This is a genomic window from Vreelandella vilamensis, from assembly GCF_031451755.1.
Classification (GTDB): domain Bacteria; phylum Pseudomonadota; class Gammaproteobacteria; order Pseudomonadales; family Halomonadaceae; genus Vreelandella; species Vreelandella vilamensis.
In genome coordinates, this window is record NZ_JARWAN010000003.1 from 117906 (window position 1) to 135699 (window position 17794).

14 protein-coding genes and 2 tRNA genes are annotated in these 17794 nt (G+C 53.8%); 5 read left to right on the plus strand and 11 right to left on the minus strand.

Going from position 1 to position 17794, the window contains the following annotated elements:
• Window positions 1–46 precede the first annotated feature (46 nt).
• Window positions 47–1333 carry a citrate synthase gene (gene gltA, locus QC823_RS02840; RefSeq protein ID WP_309654845.1) on the plus strand — a complete coding sequence of 429 codons (1287 nt, stop codon included), beginning with the start codon at window positions 47–49 and terminating at the stop codon, window positions 1331–1333.
• Between the two features lie 117 nt (window positions 1334–1450).
• A complete protein-coding gene (locus QC823_RS02845) occupies window positions 1451–2332 on the plus strand; it encodes an NAD(P)-dependent oxidoreductase (RefSeq protein WP_309654846.1) in 882 nt (293 codons plus the stop codon).
• Between the two features lie 401 nt (window positions 2333–2733).
• Here the strand turns inward: QC823_RS02845 and QC823_RS02850 are convergent.
• The 3 genes from QC823_RS02850 to gltX form a co-directional block, all read right to left on the minus strand.
• Window positions 2734–2809 (minus strand) — tRNA-Glu (locus QC823_RS02850).
• A gap of 36 nt (window positions 2810–2845) precedes the next feature.
• Window positions 2846–2921 (minus strand) — tRNA-Ala (locus QC823_RS02855).
• Between the two features lie 75 nt (window positions 2922–2996).
• On the minus strand, window positions 2997–4475 hold the full coding sequence (gene gltX / locus QC823_RS02860; protein WP_309654847.1) for a glutamate--tRNA ligase: 1479 nt from the start codon (window positions 4473–4475) through the stop codon (window positions 2997–2999).
• Between the two features lie 313 nt (window positions 4476–4788).
• Between gltX and QC823_RS02865 the strand changes: the two genes are divergently transcribed.
• The gene (locus QC823_RS02865) at window positions 4789–5319 is read left to right on the plus strand and encodes a helix-turn-helix domain-containing protein (RefSeq protein WP_309654848.1); all 531 of its coding nucleotides are present in this window, start codon (window positions 4789–4791) and stop codon (window positions 5317–5319) included.
• On the opposite strand, the gene QC823_RS02870 is transcribed toward QC823_RS02865, so the two are convergent.
• The 4 genes from QC823_RS02870 to QC823_RS02885 all read right to left on the minus strand — a co-directional run bounded on the left by QC823_RS02870 (window position 5316) and on the right by QC823_RS02885 (window position 8447).
• The gene (locus tag QC823_RS02870; RefSeq protein WP_309654849.1) at window positions 5316–5939 is read right to left on the minus strand and encodes a hypothetical protein; all 624 of its coding nucleotides are present in this window, start codon (window positions 5937–5939) and stop codon (window positions 5316–5318) included. The genes QC823_RS02865 and QC823_RS02870 overlap by 4 nt on opposite strands.
• 742 nt (window positions 5940–6681) lie before the next feature.
• The gene (locus tag QC823_RS02875; protein ID WP_309654850.1) at window positions 6682–7674 is read right to left on the minus strand and encodes a hypothetical protein; all 993 of its coding nucleotides are present in this window, start codon (window positions 7672–7674) and stop codon (window positions 6682–6684) included.
• Window positions 7675–7749: 75 nt separating this feature from the next.
• Window positions 7750–8094: a S24/S26 family peptidase gene (locus QC823_RS02880; RefSeq protein WP_309654851.1), complete on the minus strand. Its 345-nt coding sequence runs from the start codon at window positions 8092–8094 to the stop codon at window positions 7750–7752.
• A gap of 14 nt (window positions 8095–8108) precedes the next feature.
• Window positions 8109–8447 carry a hypothetical protein gene (locus QC823_RS02885; protein ID WP_309654852.1) on the minus strand — a complete coding sequence of 113 codons (339 nt, stop codon included), beginning with the start codon at window positions 8445–8447 and terminating at the stop codon, window positions 8109–8111.
• Between the two features lie 572 nt (window positions 8448–9019).
• Between QC823_RS02885 and dusA the strand changes: the two genes are divergently transcribed.
• Window positions 9020–10036, plus strand: a complete 1017-nt coding sequence (gene dusA / locus QC823_RS02890) for a tRNA dihydrouridine(20/20a) synthase DusA (RefSeq protein ID WP_422823565.1) — start codon at window positions 9020–9022, stop codon at window positions 10034–10036.
• Between the two features lie 24 nt (window positions 10037–10060).
• Here dusA and QC823_RS02895 read toward each other — a convergent pair whose 3' ends face one another.
• The gene (locus tag QC823_RS02895; protein ID WP_309654854.1) at window positions 10061–11092 is read right to left on the minus strand and encodes a succinylglutamate desuccinylase/aspartoacylase family protein; all 1032 of its coding nucleotides are present in this window, start codon (window positions 11090–11092) and stop codon (window positions 10061–10063) included.
• Window positions 11093–11345: 253 nt separating this feature from the next.
• On the opposite strand from QC823_RS02895, the gene QC823_RS02900 reads away from it, so the two are divergent.
• A complete protein-coding gene (locus tag QC823_RS02900) occupies window positions 11346–11969 on the plus strand; it encodes a TetR family transcriptional regulator (protein WP_309654855.1) in 624 nt (207 codons plus the stop codon).
• An 85-nt stretch (window positions 11970–12054) separates the two neighbouring features.
• Here QC823_RS02900 and QC823_RS02905 read toward each other — a convergent pair whose 3' ends face one another.
• The 3 genes from QC823_RS02905 to QC823_RS02915 all read right to left on the minus strand — a co-directional run bounded on the left by QC823_RS02905 (window position 12055) and on the right by QC823_RS02915 (window position 17737).
• Window positions 12055–15099 (minus strand): efflux RND transporter permease subunit, encoded by a 3045-nt coding sequence (locus QC823_RS02905; protein WP_309654856.1) that lies wholly within the window; start codon window positions 15097–15099, stop codon window positions 12055–12057.
• The gene (locus QC823_RS02910; protein WP_309654857.1) at window positions 15099–16199 is read right to left on the minus strand and encodes an efflux RND transporter periplasmic adaptor subunit; all 1101 of its coding nucleotides are present in this window, start codon (window positions 16197–16199) and stop codon (window positions 15099–15101) included. Before QC823_RS02910 ends, QC823_RS02905 begins: the two co-directional genes overlap by 1 nt.
• Window positions 16200–16270: 71 nt before the next feature.
• On the minus strand, window positions 16271–17737 hold the full coding sequence (locus QC823_RS02915; protein ID WP_309654858.1) for a TolC family outer membrane protein: 1467 nt from the start codon (window positions 17735–17737) through the stop codon (window positions 16271–16273).
• Between the last annotated feature and the right edge of the window lie 57 nt (window positions 17738–17794).

The following is a 17794-nucleotide window of genomic DNA, read 5'->3' on the forward strand; positions in this document are numbered from 1 at the left end:
GAAATATCGACGTGACGTCCCAACCCGAACTCGAAAGGAGGCCACCATGGCTGACAGGAAAGCAACATTAACGGTAGACGGCCTAGATGAGCCGATTGAGCTACCCATGTACTCCGGCACATTAGGCCCTGACGTTATTGACGTTCGCAGCTTAGGTGCTGAAGGCCTGTTTACCTATGACCCCGGCTTTATGGCCACTTCTTCTTGCCAGTCTGCCATTACCTACATTGATGGCGGCAAGGGTGTATTGCTGCATCGCGGCTACCCTATCGGCCAGCTGGCTAAAGAATCTAATTTTGTTGAAGTTTGCTACACCCTACTGTTTGGCGATCTACCCACTGACGAGCAGTACGCTGACTTTGAGTCGCGGATTCGCAATCACACCATGGTCCACGACCAAATCAATAACTTCTTCAAGGGCTTCCGTCGTGACGCGCACCCTATGTCGATTCTATGCGGCGTTGTTGGCGGTTTAGCGGCGTTCTATCACGACCACATGGACACCACAAAAGAAGAAGACCGCATTATTAGCGCTGTTCGACTCATCGCTAAAATGCCAACGATTGCGGCAATGTCTTACAAGTACAACGTTGGCCAACCTTTTAACTACCCGCGTAACGATCTGAACTATGCAGAGAATTTCCTCTACATGATGTTCAGTAATCCGTGCGAAGAGTACAAGGTCAACCCGGTGTTCGCTAAAGCGATGGATCGCATTTTTATGCTCCACGCCGATCACGAGCAGAACGCCTCAACGTCTACGGTTCGCCTGGCAGGCTCTACCGGCGCCAACCCGTTTGCCTGCATCAGCGCTGGCATTGCCGCTCTTTGGGGCCCGGCTCATGGCGGTGCCAATGAAGCCGTTCTGAAGATGCTTGATGAAATTGGCGACGAATCTGAAGAGAACATTCAGCGTTTCGTCGATAAGGCCAAAGATAAAGACGACCCATTCAAACTGATGGGCTTTGGTCACCGCGTTTACCGCAACTTTGACCCGCGCGCCAAAGTGATGAAAGAAACCTGCGACGAAGTCTTGGCAGAACTCGGCATGGCGGACGACCCGCAACTCAAAATCGCCAAGCGTCTTGAGCAAATTGCCCTAGAAGACGAGTACTTTATCGAACGCAAGCTCTACCCGAACGTCGACTTTTATTCCGGCATTATCCTAAAAGCGATGGGTATTCCGACCAATATGTTTACCGTGATTTTTGCGGTATCGCGCACCATTGGCTGGATTTCTCATTGGAATGAGATGCTCAGCGAAAGCTATAAAATTGGTCGCCCGCGCCAGCTTTACATCGGCCATGAACAGCGTGACTACCCCACCAAGTAAGCTTAAGGCAGCTGTTTTACGCCGCCTAAATGACAAAGGCCACCTTCGGGTGGCCTTTTGCGTATGCTACAACGTTAGCGTCACACTCATTACCACTCTTAATAAAAGGATCAAGCCATGCGCACTATCTCCACCGTCGCCTTTATCGGCTTAGGCGTTATGGGCTATCCGATGGCAGGACATCTCGCCCGCCAAGGATTGACCACACGCGTCTATAACCGCACCGCCAGCAAAGCGGAAACTTGGGTTAATGAGCATGGCGGTAGCGCTCACCCTACGCCGCAAGAAGCGGCTAAGGGGGCCGATCTCGTGCTCATCTGTGTGGGCAACGACGATGATGTTCGCGAGGTGACCACTGGCAGTGAAGGTGTGCTGCACAGTATGGAGAGCGGCAGCGTCTTAGTTGACCACACCACGGCGTCTGCTGACCTTGCGTTAGAACTCGATGCTGCCTGCCGCCAGCAAGAAGTAGGGTTTATCGATGCGCCCGTTTCCGGCGGCCAGCAAGGTGCAGAAAACGGCGCACTCACCATTATGTGCGGTGGCGACAAAGCCCACTTTGAACACGTGTATCCCGTGCTAGATTTATACGCGCGCGCGGTGAGCTTAATGGGCACCGCCAGCAGCGGCCAACTCACCAAGATGGTCAACCAAATCTGCATCGCCGGTTTAGTACAAGGGCTAGCGGAGGGTTTGCACTTTGCTGAGCAAGCAGGGCTCGACCAACAACAAGTCATTGATGTTATCGCCAAAGGCGCAGCTGGCTCTTGGCAGATGGAAAATCGCCATAAAACCATGATTGCCGATGAGTACGCGCACGGCTTTGCGGTTAACTGGATGCGCAAAGATTTGGATATCTGCCTAACACAAGCGCGCCGCTTAGACGCAACCCTCCCCGTTACGGCACTGGTCGATCAGTTTTACGCGGATGTGCAACGCATAGGCGGAGGACGCTGGGACACATCATCGCTACTAAAGCGCCTGCGTAACGCCGATTAAGCCTTGACTTTTTGCCCTTAGCGCCTCGAAAAGGGTTTTCCACACCTTCTGTGGATAACCCTGTTCATAACCACTAGAAAACGTCTCAAAAGCGCCATTCTCAGCGGTCCGGCCTTAAATTGGTTATTTTTTAACCTAATGCAAGTCATTGTTTTTAAAAGGTTTTAATTATTGCCAGCATTTTTATACTGAAATTCAGACTGTTGTGCACACCCCCACGCCGTGAACAGCAAAAGTGGACAAGTCAAGCCCAAAATAGCGGTAAAATGGTCTTTCACGCGATCTATAGCAATAAAAAGCCCACGACACTCACACTCGCGAGTAACGCGTAAAATAGGCAAAATTCATGCTATGCAAAACACGATAAGAAGGAACTTGGGATATCAGGGAAGGATAAAGAATGGCGTCCCATAGGGGGTTCGAACCCCTGTTACCGCCGTGAAAGGGCGGTGTCCTAGACCACTAGACGAATGGGACGTAATACGCAATGCAAAAAAGCATTGTAAAGATGATTGGTGGAGCCTAGCGGGATCGAACCGCTGACCTCAACACTGCCAGTGTTGCGCTCTCCCAGCTGAGCTAAGGCCCCACATGTCGTGAAGACGGAGCGTATAGTACTGATTACGCTCCGCTTCGTCAACCACTTTAGTGACTAGCGTTTCCGTTACAGTTGTTGGAACTCTTTCTCAAAGCGTTTAGCTTGCTTTTTCGATACGCCTCCCAACACCTCAATAGCATGACGCAAGCGCGCGCGCGTCATATCTGAGCCAAGGATGACCATTGCATCCATTACCGAGGTACTGGTTGTGCTACCGGTAATGGCAATAAACACCGGCGCTAAAAACGCTTTCATTTTCAGGTCAAAGTACTCGGCAAGCGCTTTCACCTCTTCTAGCAAAGCGTCTTTATGCCATGCAGGAATCGCTTCAAAGCGCCACGTTAAGAACTGCAGCAGCTTGACGAGCGTCTCCTTCTCCAGCTTTACCGAATCAAAAGCCGCTTCGTTGATGGCCGGCAGTCCAGAAAAGAAGTGACCTGCCAGCGGCGCCACTTGCGACAATGTCTCAACGCGGGGCCTTACTTGCGGCAAAATTTGGCGTACATAATCTTCATTGAACGCCCAGTCACGTAACGCTTGTAAAAACGCTTCGTCATCAAGATCTTCGCGGATATAGAGACCGTTCAGCCAGGTCAATTTTTCCAGATCAAATACCGGACCGCCTAACGATACCCGCTGGATATCAAACGCCGCCATCATCTCATCGAGAGAAAATTTCTCCCGCTCATCGGGCATGGACCAACCCATACGTCCGAGGTAATTGGTTACCGCCTGAGGCAAAAATCCCATCCGGCGATAGTAATTAATCGATGTCGGATTTTTACGCTTGGAAAGTTTCGATTTATCCGGATTGCGTAGCAGCGGCATATGGCAAAGCGTCGGCATTTCCCAGCCAAAGTACTCATACAACAGTTGATGCTTAGGCGCTGAGTTAATCCACTCTTCGCCACGCAGCACGTGGGTAATCCCCATTAAGTGATCGTCGACAACGTTAGCCAGGTGATATGTCGGCATACCGTCCGACTTAAGCAAAATCTGAGCGTCTACCTGCGCCCACTCAACCTCAATGCGGCCACGCAGCATATCTTGCACCACGCACACGCCATCAACTGGCACCTGCATACGCACGACATATGGCCAACCTTCTTGTTCACGGCGATTCTTCTCATCGGCATCTAGCGCTAAATCAGCGGGTTTAAGTGCCAACTGCATACCAGCTGCTTTGCGTGATTCACGCAACGCATTAAGCTCCTCGGTTGTGCGGTAGCACTTGAAGGCATAGCCGGCATCAATCAATTGCTGCGCGTATTGCGCATAAATCTCACCACGCTCGCTTTGGCGATAAGGGCCGTGAGGACCACCCACATCAGGGCCTTCGTCCCACTCAATACCCAACCAACGAAGCGAATCTAAAATCATCTGTTCTGACTCCGCGGTGGAGCGCACGCGGTCAGTATCCTCAATACGCAAAATAAATTGGCCGCCATGCTGACGCGCAAAACAGAGGTTAAATAGCGCGATATAGGCTGTGCCCACGTGAGGGTCACCCGTGGGAGACGGTGCGATACGAGTGCGTACGGTCATGAATGCTTTCCTTAGAGTCTTTCTATTAAGTGCCGAACCATTATACGCACCCAATGCAACTCCAACAGCACTGCGACAAAGGAACAAGAACACAAAAAAAGCGTCTCAACGTTTAATTCAGCGTTATCGTCATTGGGATGCGCGTTACTGCACAATCGCTTACCATACGTCGATGCTCTTGGGAGTGGCTATTTTGACTAACAAATGGCGTCACCAGACGCCGCTTTGCGGTAAATAGCAGCTTTAACGTTTAAGAGTTGGCATTTGCAAATTTATTGACAAGTCACGCAAGACTCATCGACAGGAAAATACAATGGAATCGCTAGGCTCACGTATTAAACATCTCAGGCTACGAGCTAAGCTCAATAAAGCCGCGCTGGCACGTGAAATTGGCGTATCAGATGTGACGGTTTCGTATTGGGAATCTGGCGCCATCAAACAAATCGGCCATGAACGTCTCGTTGCACTTTCTGACGCTCTAGGATGTTCGTTGGCCACTCTACTGGAGGGAGATAACGCACCAACCTTACCTACGCTTAATCATACGGGACCATTGCCATGGGGGCAGCGCCAAGCCAAGTCGATTGATGCAGCGAGCAGTCATCTCCCACTCAATATGCCGTGGCAACAGCCGGCGTTTATTGCAACACCTGGGCCAAACTCACATTTCGCCCCCATCAAAACCGGCGATCTTGCCCTGCTAGGACCCACTAATACCTTCCTACAGGCGGGTTATTATGTCGTGATCCGAAACCAGCAAACAGAAGTTATCCATTTAACGCAAGAACCCGGGAATGACATCACGGTTCAGGCTGCCGTTCTAGCGCATTGGCGCCCAATTTAAGATGCATCACGCGGGTACGCCAACACATCCACTTCGTCACGTGTGCGCCGCGACTCACTGCCGATCAATACACGCCGTGAGTACTCCACTATCTGACCTAGGCCATGGCGGGATTGATTAACCCACTCTCCCGCCAGATGTTCACCTTGCTGGCCAATACGCTGTCGCACCTGCATGGGTTGAACACTCGCCTCCAATGATTCCACGCTAACGCGGTAATCGCCGTCTGGTAGGCCACTCCCCGGCCCCAACGGTCCTACGCTAAAACGGCCATTTTCCACTTGTGTACGCTCTCGCCAGCGCACTCCGCTCAGTTCGCGCTCGACTAGAACACTAATCTGCGTCGCGTCAGGCAAATTCGTTTCGCCACTGACCGTGACGCGGCGATCTGTACGCAACCCTATCGTCGTTTCCATCGTAACCGTCAGGGGTTCTTGCTGTATCTCTTCTTGTAACGCCTGCTCCTGCTCGTTATCCGCTTTATTACTTATTGACTCAGCACTTGATTCTGCCGGATCTGGCGAACTCTCTGAGGTTTGCTGTTCTGGCTCCGAACCACCGCACGCCGTCAAAAGAGCCAACAGCAACACACACCCCACTCGCCACATTCGCTTTTGCATCACTGGCGCCTCCTTATCCTTTTAAAGCTTCTCGGTACTGACTTTATGACTCTACGCTACTGTCAGGTCGTTAATGCACCACTATTGAAAAAATTCGTTCTGCCTTCGCGCAAAGCAACCGATGCCCACCAAGGGAAGCCACTGCAATGTTCAGTGTTTGTTCTCAATTGCCTCTTAGGTAGCGCTCAAACACCACGTCCACCTCTGGGAAAATACGCTCACCTTCATCGTTATAATACGCCTGACACTCATCACGAGATAGATGTGAGAACGTCACTCTTAGCTGGGCGGATATATTGCCGAAAACACCGCTCACTCTCAGCGGCCACAAGCCCTAGATCGACGTCACCCAAAATTTCAGAACAAACGGCGATACCTGCAGCATCCGAATAGAAACGCGATGAAAGCCGAGATCGACACCACGCCCTGGCTGATCACCGAAATAACCCATGAGCTTAGCGAAACCGCCTACACCAGCAGCGTGCAGATGAAGACCCGCGGGAAGTAAGCGGCTGTACACGAAAACTGAGGCAGTTGGCGGGGGTGAGAGTTGGCTAGATTTTACGAGAGAGGGCACAAAAACCCCAGCCAGTGGCCGGGGCATTGCCGTAATTTTCTGGCGAAGCGCGTGCGCTACGTGTGCTACGAGACGAAATGTTTAGCATGGCAGATATTGGAAATTTAGCCTGTCAGCTTTTTATTACAGTTGTTGTAAGCCAGAGCTTACGCTTTTCGCTTGTGACTACTGTTGGGCATTTACTTCTTCAGCCAACCCAATAATCGTGGCCGAAAGCACTGCATCTTCGCGCACTCGTGCCGTCAACTTTAGATGAATCGGCGTGGCATCTCTTAAAGCCGTCCAGAGATCTTCAAGATCGTCGTCGTTTAACCGCCCTCGATGAAGCTCGGCACGCAGTGCCGCATCTTCGTTATCCACAAGAGAAACATTAAAGCCATCGGCTTTGGTGACGATGCCCTGAACGTAATAAAAACCGTCGCGACGTGTTAGCTCTGTGGTCTGACGCTCGCTACGGCTGGCATCCTCAATGTCGGTACGATCAAACTCACGCCCGCTAATCTGAACACTATCGGCTGTCGGTGTTGCCCTTAGTACGCTGTGATCGAATTTCGAGCGTTCATGCAGCGCCATGCGAATGGTTTCATTTTGGGCCGCCATTTGCTCGATCAGGCGCTCATGGCGCTCATTTTCAGCGGCTAAAGACGCTTCATGTTGGCTCGCTTCATGGGCGTTATCGCTTTCTTTTTCCTTACGTGTGTTGCGCTCACTTAAAGCCTTTGAGCCCGCCCATATCAGGCCCATACCTAGCACAACGATTACAATCTCTGTGCCTGTCATTTTATCAATCGCCGTATCAGCTATGCTGGTTCCCCAGCTACCAAGGTCTGCCCAGATGTCCGTACTACCTTCCGACACCTGGAAAACCAGTTCAATCTCTTCGCGCTCATCATTACTTAACGCTTTGGCCGATTTGCCGTAAGCCGCATGCGCGTAGAGCCGGTTAAGCTGTGTTTGCAGTTCGCCCAGGGTTCGAACTAGTCGACCGTTTAAGCTGGCATGGTACTGCTCACCCGAAACCTTAATTCTCAGTGTCGACCAATCGCCGGCAAAATCAATATCCAGCAGTTTATCTTCCAGCTCTCCCTTCAAAGCCTGTTCTATCAGCTCATAAGCATCATCATGTGATGCTATCTTGACGTTTGTAGGCTCATTCATAAGACTTCCTTCATCCCTGTGGTTTCATTTAGCCACACCTTGGCGCGGCCGATTCTACCTTATATCCCTGTGTCGTTACGCCGCCACCCGCACTTTTTGAACTACCACGCCTATGAACTGCTCAGGGCCAATAAAGCGGCCCTGCCCACCTCCAACTGGCAAAAGTCGCAATCGCTCTTCAATCCGGTGGGTACGAAATAGTTGGTACGTTTCCTCGACTTCCGCCACCACGCGATCATCATGGCCAGGTGAGCGTGCTTCATCCACCACCAGCACATCCCCTTCAATCACCTCACCATCTGGCAACGCTTCCTCGCTCACCTCTAACAGAAAGCAGCTAGGTGGGGAGCGCTTGGCATACAGCTCAGCCAGCGCTTGATTATCTGCCAGTAAAAAAGGACCTAAGTAGTTCACTTTCATTATCATCCCTACGCTTAATCGAAACTGAACGACTCACGATTGCCAGCTGCGCTTTCTTCCATCTGCACGCAAGTTTCCAGGATCTGATAACTGCCACCGCCAAACTCAGCGACTTCTTGGCAGTGATTGCGAATGCGGGAAGATACGCTCGGCCATTGGTCGCGGATGGCGTTATAGCTGTTCTGCTCCATCTGGATGCAAGAGTTGTAAACTTGGTGACTGCCGCCACCAAACTCGGCAACGTCTTCGCAGTGAGCTTCCACATCAAAACGCGGTAACGACTGTGCGTGCGCTGAAACAGCAACCACAGCAGTAAGGCAAGCCACGATCGCGGTGATTTTGAAAGCTTTCATCCTGGTTCCCTTTTCACGTTATTTACCACAACAAAGCGGCCTTCAATGCAATAGCCACCTCAAACCACCCGCCCAATCCGTATCTCACACCGCCCTAGAACCTCCACATCGTGCATATCCTGCGGCTTGATCATCTCAGGCTGGTAGTGGTTGTTTTCGCTGATCATGAACAGCGCGTCGTTCGCCACGTGTTGCACCCTTTTAATTTTTCGTTAGCCGCTGACCAGGAGCAAAAACACGCCTTCTTAGCGCGGGCCACGGTTGGTGAGGTCGACAGTGCCCGGTCGCTATCCCGCTGTCGTTTGTGTCACTCATACAAAAAAGCCTAACCCATAGCCAGGCTTAACACCATTATTCCTAATTCAACTTACTCCCTCGCCTGATAAAGTCTCTTCAGAGTTCAACGACAACAACAGAGGCGATCTCGCCCGCGCTGAGTGGCGCTTTAGGCTCTGGGCTGGGTGGCCTTTTTTGCGTACAATCGCACACCAATTCACTCCGATTTTTCTGCGTCCGCTACGGTGTACCACTTACATCTGTGTCAGGGCGTGTCTTTATACCGCATACCGAGTATGCAAGTGATGGATATGACAAACGTTAACCCAGCAGACACGGCACGCCGGTTTTCGGTTGCACCCATGATGGATCTAACTACAAGAGAGTACAGAGCTTTCGCGCGCACCTTGACCAAGCGAGCGCTGCTTTATACCGAGATGGTGACCACCGGTGCGATCTTGCACGGTTCGCCGCGTGCGCGTTTTTTGGGCTTTGACGACGTTGAACACCCGATTGCCTTGCAGCTTGGCGGCAGTGACGCTGGGGAGCTTGCCGAGTGCGCGGCGATTGCCGAGGCCTGGGGCTATGACGAGGTCAACCTGAACGTCGGCTGCCCGAGCGACCGGGTGCAGAACAATATGATTGGCGCCTGCCTGATGGGTTACCCGGAAAAAGTCGCGGCGGCAGTGAAAGCAATGCAAGCAGCGGTGTCGATCCCCGTCACAGTGAAATGCCGTATCGGTGTGGATGATCAGGATGAAGATGCTGACCTGGCACGCTTTATTGACATTGTAGCGGATGCGGGCTGCCAGACCTTTACCGTTCATGCGCGTAAAGCCTGGCTGCAAGGCTTATCGCCCAAGGAAAACCGCGATGTGCCCCCGCTTAATTACCCGCGGGTGCATCGCTTGAAGCAGCAGCATCCCGAATTGCACATCGGGATTAATGGCGGCATTAAAACGCTTGAGGCATGCCAGGCGCAGCTTGAACACGTTGACAGTGTGATGGTGGGTCGCGAGGCTTACCAAAATCCGTGGTTATTGGCTGACGTCGATGAGCGACTTTATGGTTCGCAAGGACCTGCACAAAGCCGCATGGCCGCCGCCATCGCGTTTCGGCCTTATATCGCCCAGCGCCTTAACGAAGGCGCCAAACTTAACCATATTACGCGGCATTTATTAGGCCTTTTCCAAGGCTGCCCCGGTGGCCGCCGTTTCCGGCGTCACCTGTCGGAGCACGCCCATAAAGAAGGTGCCGATTTGCGTATTTTTGATGACGCGCTGAGCCTGGTGCGCGAGCCCCAAGCGGCCTAACCCAAACTTGTGGCTCAACGCACACTAGTAGAGCGAGTCCGGCGGTGGCGTTAAGGAGGAATGAAACGACTCGATGGCCGTTTCCGCTTCTTCAATGGCATCAAAACGCGCAATGTGAAAAAGCGCTTCGCCTTCGTTGGCCAGCGGCAAACGACTCATGCCAATCACGATGCCGTCTGCGACGGCGCGCACTTCGCCTTCATCGTTGCCAAAAGGGTCCGCGACTTTGCCAAGAAGTTCGTCCTTTGCCACCCGAGCGCCCAAACGCACCTTGGGGCGCAGAATGCCGTCGATCGGTGCCCGCGCCCAGCTTGAGCCATTGGCAACCTCCGCCGGAGCGGGCCGACGGCGACGCTGCTCTCCTGAAAGCATGCCTAAGCGTCGCATCACGCGCAGCACACCACGCACACCCGGGGCGATGGCCCACTCATCAAAACGCAGCGCCTCCCCGGCTTCATACGTCAGCACGGGAATGCCACGGTTTTGGGCATAGTGGCGCAAACTTCCCTCACGCAACTCAGCATTAAGCACAACGGGCGCGCCAAACGCATCGGCCATTTGCTCTGTTTCACTACCAGGGCTTAACTGTGCGCGGATTTGCGGAAGGTTCGTGCGATGGATCGCGCCCGTATGCAAATCAATAATATGCGTGGCGCGGTCCACCATTTCTTCTCGCAATAGCGCCGCGATACGCCCACCCAGCGAGCCAGATTCACTACCGGGAAAGCAGCGGTTTAAATCGCGCCGATCAGGTAAATAACGCGTCTGTTGCAAAAAGCCAAACACATTGACCACTGGCACTGCGATGAGCGTACCGCGGATGCTGTTGATCGCTTTTGAACGTAACAGGCGGCGTACGATTTCGACCCCATTAATTTCGTCACCATGAATGCCGCCGCACACAAGCAACACGGGCCCATCTTTACGGCCATGCACCACTTCAACCGGCATGTGCAGCTGGGTATGGGTGTAAAGTTTAGCGACCGGGAAATCAATTTCTTGCCGTTGTCCGGGTTTAACGTCGCACCCGGCTAATGTAAATGGCGCTCTTGCCATGAGAAGACCTGCCTGGGTATTAAAACTAAGTATCAAAACTGAATGTCAAAACCGAGTGTCAAAACTGGTATCAAACACTGTTTTCTTATCGCCGTTATACGCCCTTGAGCCGCCAGTGACGAGTAAAATCAGCCGATAGGCCTCACTTTCCTGTGGTATTTTGCTGAAACAAGGCATCCATACGCTTTTGCATGTAAAACGCTGGTGAGTTGGTTAAGATGTAGGCGCGTTTTATCCGGAGGCAGCGGGATTCATGGTAAGAAAGACTAAGGCAGAAGCGGCCGCTACACGCGAGGCGCTGCTTGATGCGGCTGAAGAGATGTTTATTCAGCACGGGGTCGCACGCACGTCTTTAGATCAAATCGCGCGTCACGCGGGCATGACCCGTGGAGCGGTCTATTGGCATTTCAAAAACAAGGCCGATCTTTTTCACGCCATGCTCCAACGCGTACGCTTACCCTTTCAAGATTTGGTCGAAGCGCTTGACGACCCTGAGCTGGTCAAAAAACCCCTGGAAGCCATTCGCCTGGCGTGTATCAGTGGCTTTGAACACCTAGAGCGCCCTCGTTATCGCCGCGTGCATGCTATTTTGATTCATCACTGCGAAGTTTTTGGCGATATTGACCCACTCGCCATGCAAAACGAAATGGCCGAAGAATCCTGCGGCGCCTTACGTGATTATTTTCACTGCGCGGCGCGGCTTGGCCACCTGCGCGACGACATTCCAGCGGAACTCGCCGCACAGCTACTGCAGTCGATGCTCGGGGGGTTATTTCACGACTGGCTACGCAATTACGAACGCTTTTCTATTTACGAGGAAGGCAGCCGTCTCGTGAAAACGCAGTTAGCGTTGATGCAAGCCCCACCCGCTGAGTGAGGCCGCGATTTTGTGGTAGTGAACTTTCCCTAATACCGGACAAGCTACTGCCATGCCGTATCACTACCTTCGCCAATGCTTGGCCCTACCCCTCTTCCTTTGATGCTTGGTGTTCACGCCCCAGCAGAATATAAAACGCTGGCAACACGAAAATGGTAAACAAGGTGCCAATACCGAGCCCGGCACTGATCGTCAGACCGATGGCAAAGCGGCTTTCTGCACCCGGGCCAACGGCAATCAGCAGCGGCACCATGGCAAAGATCAGCGCCACAGAGGTCATGATGATCGGACGTAGCCGAATGGCGGAGGCTTCAATCACGGCATCAACCTTGTTCAGTCCTCGCTCTTTCTGCAACTGGTTGGCGAACTCAACAATCAAGATACCGTTCTTGGAGACCACGCCAATCAACGTAATCAGGCCCACCTGGGTGTAAATATTCATGGTGGCGAAACCGAGCACGATGAACGCCATGGCACCGGCCACCGACATGGGCACTGAGATCAGGATGATGAACGGATCACGCCAGCTTTCAAACTGCGCCGCCAGTACCAAATAGATGACTAGCAGCGACAGGAAGAAGGTTACTGCCAGGGCGTTACCCTGGCTCGCCAGCTGCCGGCTCTGGCCGGTGTAATCGTAACCGAAGCCCTGTGGGAAGGTCTCAGCCGCGGCTTGTTCCATGTAATCCATGGCGGTACCCGCTGCCACGCCTGGCTTGACAACCCCCTGCACTGTAAGGGAATTCTGCTGGTTGAACTGAGTGCGGTTGGAAGGCTCGACGTCGTGGGTGAAGCTCACCACACTGCCTAGCGGAACCAGCTCACCGTTGTCGGCGCGGATCTGATAGTCGTTCAACTCCTGTTCATCCAGACGGAATTGCTGGTCCACCTGGGGAATAACCTGATAGGACCGACCTTCCATATTGAACCGGTTGATGTAACCGCCACCGAGCATGCTCGATAAGGTTTGGCCAATATCCTGCATTGACAGGCCGAGGTCTGCCACGCGATCCCGGTCCACCTTGATACGGGTGACGGGCCGGTCGAAGTTGATGGATTTCTGCAGGAACATGAAGTTACCACTGCCCATGGCCTTGCCCAGCAACTCATCAGCCACTTGGTTCAGCTGCTCGTAGCTGTTGCCCGTTGTGATCACGAACTGGAACGGCAGACCACCGCCGGAGCCGGGCAGGGACGGCCGCGGGAATACGGCTGTTTGCAGACCGGTGACCTTACTCAGCTCGGCGTCCAGCTTGGGCTGGACTTCGAACTGGGAAACCTCACGCTCGCTCCAGGGAGCCATCTTAAAACCGCCGAATACGGCATTAGGACTGGTAACGCCGATAATCATGAAGTCTTCTTGGTAACCCGGAACCGTCGCTAAGCGATTCTGGACTTCGTCGCCATGCTCCTGAAGATAATCCAGTGTCGCCGTTTGCGGCCCGAGCCCCTGATAGAACAGAATGCCCTGGTCTTCCGTGGGAGCCAACTCATTCTGGCTCATCGTTACCATGAAATAGATCGACCCAAGGACGACCACCGCAAAGAACACCACCACGGATTTGGTCTTCATCAGCGACGTAAGCGCAGCCTTGTAGGCCCCTGACAGCCCATTGAAGGTGCGCTCGACCAACTGCTCGAACCGGCCCGGATTACCATGCGGCTTGAGTACCATGCCGGACAGCATGGGGGACAGCGTCAGGGCGACAATGCCCGAGATCACCACCGCGCCCGCGAGGGTGAAGGCAAATTCGGTGAACAAGGAGCCAACCAGGCCGCCCATGAAGCCAATCGGCGCATATACCGCCACCAGCGTCGTGGTCATCGCAATGATCGGTACCGCCATCTCCCGGGCGCCGTTGATAGCGGCCTCAAAGCGGGATTCACCCTGCTCTATGTGCCGGTGCACGTTCTCCACCACGATAATGGCGTCATCCACCACTAGGCCGATGGCCAACACCAAGGACAATAATGTCAGCAGGTTCAGTGAAAAACCGAACACCAGCATAATGAAAGCACCACCGACCAGCGACAGCGGTACGGCCACCGACGGGACAATCGCGGCCCGCAAGGAGCCCAGGCAAAGGAACACCACCACCAGTACAATGACCAGCGCTTCAAGCAGGGTCTTGATGACCTCCTTGATGGAGTCTTCGATAAAGTCAGAGGCGTCGTAAGCCAAGCGTGCATCCAGGCCTGACGGCAGTTGGCTCCGGATTTCCGGAAGCTCCGCTTTCACCAGACCGGCGACGGTGAGCGGGTTGGCGCCCGGTGCCAGCTCGATGGCCACGTAGGTGGCTGGCTGGCCTTTGTACAGGGCGAGTTGGTCGTAGGACTGGGAACCCAGTTCGACGCGTGCAATGTCCTGCAAGCGAATCTGCGAGCCTTCATACTGCTTTACGACGAGGTTGCGAAACTCCTCCGGATCGGCGACGTCGGTGTCGCTGGTCATGCTGATTTCAGTGTAGGTGCCTTTGGTGTTACCCACTGCCGCCTGGTAGTTGTTAGCGCGAAGTTTGGCGATCACTTGCTGAGGCGTCATGTCCACAGCTGCCAGCCGCTCCGGGTTTAGCCACACACGCAGGGCAAACTTCCGGCCAAGAAGGTCTGCCTTACCGACGCCGGGCAGCGCCTGGAGTTTCGGTTGCACCACCCGGGTCAGATAATCGGTGATCTGCGGCACCGCCAGTTCTTCACTGTAGAAGGCGATGTACATCAGTGCCGTGGAGTCACCGGTAGTGGAGGTAATCACCGGGTCCTGAGCCTCAGCGGGCAGAACGTTACGCTGACTGGCAACCTTGGCCTGAATTTCCGCGAGCGCCGCGTTGGCGTCGTAGTTCAGCTCCATTTTGGCCTGAATGGTGGAAGTACCCTGGGAGCTGGTTGACGTCAGGTAATCGATCCCACTGGCTTCGGCAATAGCCTGTTGCAGAGGCGTCGTGATGAAGCCCTTGATAAGGTCTGAGCTGGCACCCGGGTAAGCCGTAGTTACAGTAACCGTGGTGCTTTCCAGTTGTGGGTACTGACGGATTTCCATTTCCATGGCAGCCCGGGCACCCAACAGCAGTATCAGCAGGCTGACCACCGTTGCGAGAACCGGCCGGCGGATAAATATGTCGGTGAATCGCATTACTCAGACGCCTCCTGCGGTTGCTCGTCCTTCTGGATCTCGACCTTCTGGCCGTCACGCAGCCGCAGCAGTCCCTTGGAAACCACTGTCTCACCTGTCTTCAGACCAGAGAGCACCGCAGCTTGGGTATCACGGGTTTCGCCGGTAGTGACGGTGCGGCGGCTTACCGTCAGGTTGCCGTCGTCGTTTTCTTCGACCACGAACACGAAGTCACCATAGGTATTGTAGGAAATGGCCGTACGCGGCACCGTGACGACTTCGTTATCTTCCGGTTGCCGGGTCTGGATAGTGGCAAACATGCCAGGCCGTAAGCGGTTTTCTGAGTTGTCCAAGGTAGCGCGAATACGCACGGTACGGGTTTCGGGGTTCACTGACGTGTTAATGGCACTGACCTTGCCCTCGAAAGTCTCATCCGGAACGGCCGCCACCGTGGCAACCACCGGGTAGCCGGTTGCTACTTTGGGCAGATCCTGTTCCGACAGCGTGTAGTCCGCGTAAATCGGGTCCAGCATGTTGATTTCGACAATGGGTGTGCCGGTAGGAACGTATTCGCCCTGGTCCACCATGCGGATACCCAGAGTGCCGTCGAACGGTGCACGGATGATTTTCTTGTTAAGTTGTGCCTCCGCTTCGTTTACCCGGGCTCTGGCTGCGTCAAGATTGGCCTTGGCTTCGTCGTACTGAGACTGCGACACAGCACGCTTCTCAAGCAGATTGGCTATCCGCTGAAAATCCTGTTGCGCCAACTGGGCTTCGGCCCGACGAGTGCGCAGGGCGGCTTCATCAATTTCCGAATCCAGACGAACGAGTACGTGACCCTGTTCAACGATGTCTCCAGACTCGAAATTGACCTCCTCAATGACGCCGGGCACTTCGTTGGCAACCTCAATGCCATTCACGGCCTCGATACTGCCCACAGCCTTGATAGCGGGCGTCCAGCTTTCCGTTTGGGCTTTGGTTGCGGAAATCTGGGTGGGCGGCTGAGCCTGGGACATCTGCTCTTCCATTTGGCCAAACTGGTAGAACTTGTAGCCGAAGATGCCACCAAGCACGACGACAAGAAAAATGATAACGATCAGAAAGCGGGAAGCAATGCGCATGGTTCAGGCCCTGTCACTCCGTATCAAGTGATGCAAGTTTCAAAAGGAAAAAAACGGATCGTCGACAGGCTTCAGCGCAAAGGCTGAGGCGGCTCGCCGATATCTATCATCTCATCGTAGGAGTCGCCTTCTTCAGGCAGGGTGAATTCAACGCTATCACCGTCTAACCATGTATTAACCTCTTCCAGCGCGGCAACATCCAGCGTACCTGCTTGTTGTCGCAGGGTGAGAAGGTTAATCACATAGTCGTAGCGCGCGCTGGCATGTTCGGCAATCGCGTTGTAAAGGTTTCGTTCGGCATTCAAGACATCAACAATATTGCGCGTGCCAACTTCATAACCTGCGCGAGTGGCGTCTAGTGCACTTTGATTGGAGACAATCGCCTGCTGACGGGCCTCAACGGTAGACACGTTGTTGCTGACTTGGGTATAGCGTGAGCGCACTTGCTGCACGGTTTCTCGGCGCTGATCTTCGAAGTCGTACTGGCTAGATTCAAGTAGGAAGGTATTTTCCTGGATAGTCGCGGTGGTGGTGCCGCCGGTATAAAGCGGTAGGCTCACGCGAACGCCTAGCTGGCTATCCGAGTTATAGCCCGACACACCATCGGCATCATTATCAGCATAGTTATAGTTGGCAAAGGCATTGACCGAAGGAAGGCGTTGCGCCTCAGCCAGCGCTAACCCGCTACGCCGCAACTCAACGCCAGCTTGGCTTGCAAGCACCAGAGGGTTGTTCTCAACGGCTAGCGCGACCCAATGATCGCGATTGTTCGTAGGCGGTGTAACGGGCATCGCTTCACCCAATGCCTCAATGTTCGCGTAACGCTCGCCGGTTAAACGCTCCAACGCTTCAAAGCGCACTTGCAGGTCGCTTTCTGCGGCAATACGGGTCGCGCGCGACTGATCAAACGCCGCTTTAGCTTCTTCCACTTCGGTAATCGCAATCAGCCCCACTTCAAACTGCTCGCGCGCTTGCTCAAGCTGACGCCCAATGGCGCGCTCCTGCGCCCGGCGCGATTCAAGTAACTCGTGGGCGCGTAAAATTTCAAAATACGCGGAAGCAACATCAATGAGTACTTGCTGTTCTGTGGCAGCAAGCTGGTAGAGCTGCTGATCGATCTGGCGCTCGGTTCGCTCCACGTCGCGTCTGGCGATAGCGTCAAACAGCGCCTGGGTGGCTTCAAGCGATAAGTTAACGCTATTAATATTGTCATCGCCGCCAGTGGGTATCGCGGGATTTGCACCACGTAAATCACTGCTTTGACTTTCATAAGTGCGGCTATGAGCAACGCTGCCGGTCGCATTAATTTGCGGCAATAGCCCGCCTTCTGCCGCATTGCGCGCCGATTCCGTGCTCCGGGTCTCCAAACGCGTCGAGGCAAGCGCTGCGTTATTATTGAGGGCATCTTGAGCAATCGTGAGTAAATCCGCCGACCATGCGGGAGTTGTCCAGGTCGCGGCCATCAGCGTTGGCACAAGTGCGCGTCGCACCCAAGCCCCGTTGGGCGTCAATAAGAGAGCAGAAGGAAGTCGCAGCATGTCATCATCCTCATTATGATCAGTCATTAGGCACAATATACATACATTGTCGCATGT

Coding starts and splice junctions, on each gene's coding strand:
- gltA (WP_309654845.1), top strand. CDS start 47: ATGGCTGACAGGAAAGCAACATTAACGGTAGACGGCCTAGATGAGCCG.
- QC823_RS02845 (WP_309654846.1), top strand. CDS start 1,451: ATGCGCACTATCTCCACCGTCGCCTTTATCGGCTTAGGCGTTATGGGC.
- gltX (WP_309654847.1), bottom strand. CDS start 4,475: ATGACCGTACGCACTCGTATCGCACCGTCTCCCACGGGTGACCCTCAC.
- QC823_RS02865 (WP_309654848.1), top strand. CDS start 4,789: ATGGAATCGCTAGGCTCACGTATTAAACATCTCAGGCTACGAGCTAAG.
- QC823_RS02870 (WP_309654849.1), bottom strand. CDS start 5,939: ATGCAAAAGCGAATGTGGCGAGTGGGGTGTGTGTTGCTGTTGGCTCTT.
- QC823_RS02875 (WP_309654850.1), bottom strand. CDS start 7,674: ATGAATGAGCCTACAAACGTCAAGATAGCATCACATGATGATGCTTAT.
- QC823_RS02880 (WP_309654851.1), bottom strand. CDS start 8,094: ATGAAAGTGAACTACTTAGGTCCTTTTTTACTGGCAGATAATCAAGCG.
- QC823_RS02885 (WP_309654852.1), bottom strand. CDS start 8,447: ATGAAAGCTTTCAAAATCACCGCGATCGTGGCTTGCCTTACTGCTGTG.
- dusA (WP_422823565.1), top strand. CDS start 9,020: ATGCAAGTGATGGATATGACAAACGTTAACCCAGCAGACACGGCACGC.
- QC823_RS02895 (WP_309654854.1), bottom strand. CDS start 11,092: ATGGCAAGAGCGCCATTTACATTAGCCGGGTGCGACGTTAAACCCGGA.
- QC823_RS02900 (WP_309654855.1), top strand. CDS start 11,346: ATGGTAAGAAAGACTAAGGCAGAAGCGGCCGCTACACGCGAGGCGCTG.
- QC823_RS02905 (WP_309654856.1), bottom strand. CDS start 15,099: ATGCGATTCACCGACATATTTATCCGCCGGCCGGTTCTCGCAACGGTG.
- QC823_RS02910 (WP_309654857.1), bottom strand. CDS start 16,199: ATGCGCATTGCTTCCCGCTTTCTGATCGTTATCATTTTTCTTGTCGTC.
- QC823_RS02915 (WP_309654858.1), bottom strand. CDS start 17,737: ATGCTGCGACTTCCTTCTGCTCTCTTATTGACGCCCAACGGGGCTTGG.